Genomic DNA, 6,735 nt, shown 5'->3' on the forward strand with positions numbered 1-6,735 from the left:
TGTCCGCAACACCGCCGCCCCGTGGTATTCGGGCGTCTCGCCGCCGCTCCTGCGCGGGCGCCGCGCTACGAGGTCGCCAGCGCCGCGTCCAACCGCTGCAACGACGCCTCGCGACCAAGCACCGCAAGGGACTCGAAGATGCCGGGTGAGATCGTCGTGCCCGCCAGCGCAACGCGAATCGGCTGAAAGACGTCCTTGGGCTTGCGCTCCGGATCGGCCTCGACGACCTCGCGCAGCGCGAGCTCGATCGGCCCGACCGCGAACGGCTCGACGTGTGCGAGCGCTTCACGAGCCTGGACGAGCGCGTGGCGATGGTTGGCATCGAGCCACTTCTCGCGCGCCTGCTCATCGTCGACCGGGCCGTCGAAGAGGAACCCGGCCAGCGGCCAGAAGTCCGCCAGCGTCCCGATCTTCTCCTGGGAGATCGCGACCGCCTCGCGCAGCCCGCTGCGCCCGGTGAACGTCTCCAGCGCCGCGGTCAGCTCGTCAACGCTCATCGCGCGCACGTACTGGCCGTTGAGCCACGTGAGCTTCTTGACGTCGAACTGCGCCGGGTTCTTCTGCACGCGCGCGACGTCGAACTGGGTGACGAGCTCCTCGGTCGAGAGGATCGTCTGGTCGTCGGCCGCGCCCCAGCCGAGCAAGGCCAGGTAGTTGCGCACGGCGGCGGGCAGGAAGCCGGCGTCGCGCAGCTCCTGGACCGAGGCGGCGCCGTGGCGCTTGGAGAGCTTCTTGCCGTCGGGACCATGCAGCAACGGCAGATGGGCGAAGGCCGGAGCGGCCGCGCCGAGCGCCTCGTAGACGAGCAGTTGCTTGGGCGTGTTGGAGAGGTGGTCCTCCCCGCGCACGACGTGGGTGATGCCGGCGTCGAGGTCGTCGACGGCGACCGCGAAGTTGTAGAGGACGCTGCTGTCGGCGCGGGCGATCACCGGGTCGTCCATGTGGACGTGCTGAAACACGGTGTCGCCGCGGATGATGTCGTGGACGGTCGTCGAGCCCTCGTCGGGGACGCGCAGGCGCACGGCGCCCTCGGCTTCTGCCTCGCCACGAAAGCCCTTGTCGGCGCCGTGAACCGACTTGTAGGCCTTGACGTCCTCGCCGGTCGCGTTCGACCTATAGGCCTTGCCCTCGTCGAGCAGTTGCTGCAGCAGCTCCTGGTGGCGCTCGGTGCGCGAGAGCTGCGAGATCGGGCCCTCGTCGTAGTCGAGCTCCAGCCAGGCGAGCGCGTCGAGGATCTGCGCGACGTTCTCCGGCGTGGAGCGCTCGCGGTCGGTGTCCTCGATCCGCAGCAGCATCTTGCCGCCCCGCGCGCGGGCATAGAGCCAATTGAACAGCGCGGTGCGGGCCCCGCCGATGTGAAGAAAGCCGGTGGGCGAGGGAGCAAAGCGGGTGACGATGGTCTCGGTCATGTCGGATGATTTTCGCGCGCCGGCTGTCGAGGAATGCCCGTGTATCACAGAATTCGGTCAAGCCATCAAAGGTTTCATGGGCAGGTTTCTGGACCGGTGCCCTTGGCGCCTTCACGCGGATTTGGTACGCCCCGGCCTTCGCCGCCGCATCGGCGGGATGGCCTGTCACGCGGTGCGAGTCTTGAGGCCGCGGGCTGAGACAGGCCCGCCTTCGCTGATGCCTCGGCCGGCCTGGCAAAGGCCATCGATCGCGGGATTGAAAGAATGGCAGCAAGCGAGACGGCGGTAGCGGACACGGGGCGCGATTTCATTCGCGAGATCATCCAGGCCGACCTGGACGCCAAGCGCCATACCACGGTGGTCACCCGCTTTCCGCCGGAGCCGAACGGCTATCTGCATATCGGCCACGCCAAGGCGATCTGCCTCAATTTCGGCGTCGCGCAGGAATTCGGTGGCCGCTGCCACTTGCGTTTCGACGACACCAATCCGGTCAAGGAGGAGCAGGAGTATATCGACGCCATCGAGCGCGATGTCCGCTGGCTCGGCTTCGCCTGGGGAACGCATCTCTATCACGCCTCGGACTATTTCGAGCAGCTCTACCAGTGGGCCGAGCACCTCATCCGTTCCGGCAAGGCCTATGTCGACGACCAGTCGCAGGACGAGATCCGGGCGAGGCGCGGCACGCTGACCGAGCCGGGCCAGAACAGCCCTCACCGCGACCGGCCGGTCGACGAAAACCTCGACCTGTTCCGCCGGATGCGGGCGGGCGAGTTTCCCAACGGCGCGCGGGTGCTCCGCGCCAAGATCGACATGGCTTCGGGCAACATCAATCTGCGCGACCCCGTGCTCTACCGCATTCTGCACGCCAGCCACCCGCGCACCGGCATGACGTGGAAGATCTACCCGAGCTATGACTTCGCGCACGGGCAGTCGGACGCCCTCGAGCACATCACCCACTCCCTCTGCACGCTGGAATTCGAGGATCACCGGCCGCTCTACGACTGGTTTCTCGACAACCTGCCGGTGCCCTCTCATCCGCGGCAATATGAGAGCGCGCGCCTCAATCTCACTTACACCGTGCTGTCGAAGCGCGTGCTGAACGAGCTGGTTCGCGGTGGCCACGTCAACGGCTGGGATGACCCGCGCATGCCGACGCTCGCCGGACTGCGCCGGCGCGGTGTGCCACCGGAGGCGCTGCGCGATTTCATCAAACGGATCGGGGTCTCCAAGTCGAACAGCGTGGTCGACGTCGGCGTGTTCGACTTTTCGGTGCGCGAGGTGCTGAACAAGACGGCCATGCGGCGCATGGCGGTGCTGCGTCCGTTGAAGATCGTCATCGAGAATTATCCCGAAGGCCAAAGCGAGGAGCTTGAGGCCATCAATCATCCCGACGACCCCGCCGCCGGCACGCGACGCATCCGCTTCGGGCGCGAGCTCTATGTCGAGCGGGACGACTTCATGGAGAACCCGCCGAAGAAGTTCTACCGGCTGTCGCCGGGGAAAGAGGTGCGGCTGCGCTACGCCTATTTCATCACGTGTCGCGAGATCGTTAAGAACGACGCCGGCGAGGTGGTCGAGCTGCGCTGCAGCTATGATCCCGCCACCCGCGGCGGCAACGCGCCGGACGGGCGCAAGGTGCAGGCGACGCTGCATTGGGTTGCGGCGGCGGACGCGGTACCGGCGGAAATCAGACTCTACAATCCGCTGTTCACACGCCCCGCCCCGAATGCCGCCGACTTTGCCGCCGATCTCAACCCGGAATCCGCCGAGGTGCTGACGCAGGCGAGGGTCGAGCCGGCGCTGGCCGGCGGCAATTCGATTGATCCCGTCCAGTTTGAGCGGCTGGGGTATTTCTGCCGCGATCCGGATTCAACGCCGCAGCGCCTGGTGTTCAACCGCACCGTCGGTCTGCGGGACACATGGGCCAAGGTGTCGGCTGAAAAGACGCCGTAGACGGCTTCGCGGGCTACAACGCGACCCGACCTGTGACTCGTGGCCGAGGGGTTAGCGCGGATCCACAGGTCCCCTGACCGGCTGTCCAATGCCCGCAAGTCGTGTACCATCCGGGCGTGAGGTGTGGCGCGGGCGTCTGGGGGCCGCGCGATGGTCGAGCAGGGTAACACGCGCGGACGGGTCGAGGCCGGCACGCAGGCTTGGCGGCCTTGGGGTTCGCCTTGGAGTGGGGCCGGGCGTTGGCCGGATTGGGCGTGGCCCGACGGCCTCGCCGATGGTGCGCGTCGTTTTGCAGGGCGCATCCGGGAATGGGTCTTTGTCGAGGTCGGTCCGGGCCGCCTGGTGCCGTGGCTCGCAATCGCGTTGGGCTGCGGGATCGTCATCTATTTCACTGCCGACCAGGAGCCCGCGTCGTGGGCCGCAGCAGCCATGCTCGGCGCCACCGTCGGCATCACGATGCTGGTGCGGCATCGGCCGATTGCCTTCCCGGCGGCGTTGGCGGCCGCCGCTATCGCGGCCGGATTTGCGACCGCGACGTTCAAGCGGGCCATCATCGCCCATCCCGTGCTGTCGGCGCCGGTGTGGAACGTGGACCTCGCGGGCTTTGTCGAGGCGCGGGAAGAGCGTGAGCGCTCCGACCGGATCGTCTTGCGCGTGGAGCGCATCGCCGGGCCGCGATTGAACGAGAAGCTCGAGCGGGTGCGGGTATCGGTGCGCAAGGGCACCGCGCCCGCGGTCGGCACGTTCGTCGAGCTCAAGGCACGGCTTTCGCCGCCGCTCGAGCCGCTGCGGCCGGGCGGCTACGACTTCGCGCGCGACATGTATTTCCAGAATATCGGTGCCTCTGGTTTTGCGCTCGGCCGCATCCGCAGCGCCGAGGCGCCGCACGCGCCAACGCCATGGCTGCGTTACGCGACCATTATCGATGGCATGCGTGAGGCGATCGACAAGCGCATCCGCGCGGTGCTGCCGGGCGACAAGGGCTCGATCGCGTCGGCGTTGATCACGGGCAAGCGCGACGCCCTCTCGACGCCGGTGTTCGACGCCATGTACGTGTCGGGGATCGGTCACGTGCTGTCGATCTCGGGCTATCACATGGCGGTCGTGGTCGCGATCGTGTTCTTCGCTATCCGCGCCTCGCTCGCATTGATTCCCGGCATCACGCGCTATCCGATCAAGAAATGGGCGGCGCTCGTGGCCCTGGCGGCCGCCACGTTCTACTTTCTCCTGTCCGGAGCCGAGGTCGCGACCCAGCGTTCCTACATCATGATCGCGATCGTTCTCCTGGGCGTGCTCATCGACCGCGCGACGGTGACGTTTCGTACGCTCACGGTGGCGGCTTTGGGCGTGATGCTGATTCAGCCGGAGTCCGTGGTCCATCCGAGCTTCCAGATGTCGTTCGCGGCGACCCTCGCGCTGGTCGCGGGCTATCAGCAGGGGCTCCATTGGATGACGGCGGGAGTCGACACGCCGCTGGGCGCCCGCGTGGCGCTTTGGGGCGTCGCCTGGATCGTAGGCTCGCTGATCGTGTCGCTCCTGGCGGGAACCGCAACCCAGCCTTACGCGGCGTATCACTTTCACCGGCTCGGACCCTATGGCGCGCTCACCAACCTGCTGGCGATGCCGGTGGTCTCGGCCTGGGTCATGCCGGCGGGAATTCTGGGCTTGGCGGCGATGCCGTTCGGCCTCGACGGCTTCTTCTGGTGGTTGATGGGCGCCGGTCTCGACTGGATGATTTTCATCGCGCTTTGGGTGACCAGTCTGCCGGGTGCGTTCGGCCGCGTGGCGGCTTTCGGGGTCGGTCCATTGCTCGTGGGCACGCTCGGCCTCGTGATCCTCTGCCTGCTCAAGACGCCGCTGCGCTTCATCGGCGCGCTCCTGCTCGGCTGCGCCATAGTCCTGATGATCCGAACGCCGCAGCCCGACGTGCTGGTCGCGGCCGATGGGAGTGCCGTTGCGGTGCGGGGCGCCGATGGGCGGCTTGCGATGGTCAAGTCGGGCAGCGACACCTTTGCTTTCCGCGAATGGCTCGCCGCCGACGCCGATGCGCGCCTGCCGAAGGACAACACGCTCGGCCATGGCATCCGATGCGACGAGGCCGGCTGCATCGCGCGGCTGCGTGATGGCGCGCTTGTTGCCATTGCGAAGACGGTCGAAGCCTTCGAGGAGGACTGCCGCCGCGCCGCGCTGGTGGTCAGCGCGCGCGAGGCGCCCGCGGGCTGCCCTGCCGTCGTCGTCGATCGGCAGATCTGGCGGCGCTCGGGAGCGATCGCGCTGCGGCGCCTGGGCGAAGGGTTCGAGATCACCCCGACGCGGCCCATTGGCTACGATCGTCCTTGGGCTCGCGCCTTTGCAGAAAAAAGCGACGTGCAGGAGACGAGCCGTTCGACCTCGCCGGAAGCGCAACCGCGCGATGCCGCGCCGCGCGAAGAGGACATCGAGGCGGGAGACTGAGCAGGAATTGCGTGCAACAGACGCCGACAATTCGGGAATGGCGGAGGTTCGCAGCGCGACCGGTCAGTATCGCCGAAACAGTCCCACCAGCTTGCCCTGGATGCGCACGCGGTTGGGCGGAAGGATCCTGACTTCGTAGGCGGTATTGGCGGGCTCGAGCGCGATCGATGCGCCGCGCCGGCGGAAGCGCTTGAGCGTGGCTTCTTCCTCGTCGATCAGCGCCACCACGATATCGCCGGTGTCGGCCGCGTCGGTCTTCTTGATCAGCGCGGTATCGCCGTCGAGGATGCCGGCATCGATCATGGAATCCCCGCGCACTTCCAGCGCGAAGTGGTCGCCCGTGCCCATGAGGTCGGGCGGCATGTTGATGACGTGGGTCCTGCTTTGAATAGCCTCGATCGGCGTGCCGGCGGCGATACGGCCCATGACCGGAACGGCGACCGCGCGGTTGCTGTCGTCGTCGGACGAGGCCCGCACCCGGCCGAGATTGCCTTCGATCACGCTCGGGGTGAATCCGCGCGCGCGGGTCGTGCCGATGCCGTGCGCGACCGAATCTGGTAGCTTGATCACCTCGATGGCGCGTGCACGATTGGGCAACCGGCGGATGAAGCCGCGCTCCTCGAGGGCGGTTATGAGGCGATGAATGCCGGACTTCGAACGCAGGTCCAGCGCGTCCTTCATCTCGTCGAACGAGGGCGGCACGCCTGCCTCCTTCAGACGCTCATGGATGAAACGCAATAGCTCAAACTGTTTTCGGGTCAGCATCGATGTCTCTTTCCCCGGCTGAGGCGGCCCCGCGGGACTCACCGAAACAAATCATGAACGAACACTATATGTTCCATATGTGTTCCGCAACCACTTAATTTGGCGTTAAGAGGCCGAGCGGCTGAATCGATGCTCTGTCAATCACTTAGGTCCG

At 66.8% G+C, this 6,735-nt stretch carries 4 protein-coding genes; 2 read left to right on the plus strand and 2 right to left on the minus strand.

Translation table 11 applies throughout. From position 1 onward, the window contains the following. Positions 1-65 precede the first annotated feature (65 nt). Entirely contained in the window at positions 66-1,409 is a 1,344-nt protein-coding gene (gene gltX, locus VGO10_RS19180; protein WP_327471415.1) for a glutamate--tRNA ligase, read from the minus strand. A gap of 264 nt (positions 1,410-1,673) precedes the next feature. Here gltX and VGO10_RS19185 point away from each other — a divergent pair, with 264 nt between their 5' ends. Then, positions 1,674-3,362 carry a glutamine--tRNA ligase/YqeY domain fusion protein gene (locus tag VGO10_RS19185; protein WP_327471417.1) on the plus strand — a complete coding sequence of 563 codons (1,689 nt, stop codon included), beginning with the start codon at positions 1,674-1,676 and terminating at the stop codon, positions 3,360-3,362. A gap of 150 nt (positions 3,363-3,512) precedes the next feature. Further along, positions 3,513-5,816, plus strand: a complete 2,304-nt coding sequence (locus VGO10_RS19190; protein ID WP_327471419.1) for a ComEC/Rec2 family competence protein — start codon at positions 3,513-3,515, stop codon at positions 5,814-5,816. Between the two features lie 63 nt (positions 5,817-5,879). Here VGO10_RS19190 and lexA read toward each other — a convergent pair whose 3' ends face one another. Further along, the gene (gene lexA / locus VGO10_RS19195) at positions 5,880-6,581 is read right to left on the minus strand and encodes a transcriptional repressor LexA (RefSeq protein WP_327471421.1); all 702 of its coding nucleotides are present in this window, start codon (positions 6,579-6,581) and stop codon (positions 5,880-5,882) included. Between the last annotated feature and the right edge of the window lie 154 nt (positions 6,582-6,735).

Source organism: Baekduia sp. (assembly GCF_035996765.1).
GTDB lineage: Bacteria > Actinomycetota > Thermoleophilia > Solirubrobacterales > Solirubrobacteraceae > Baekduia.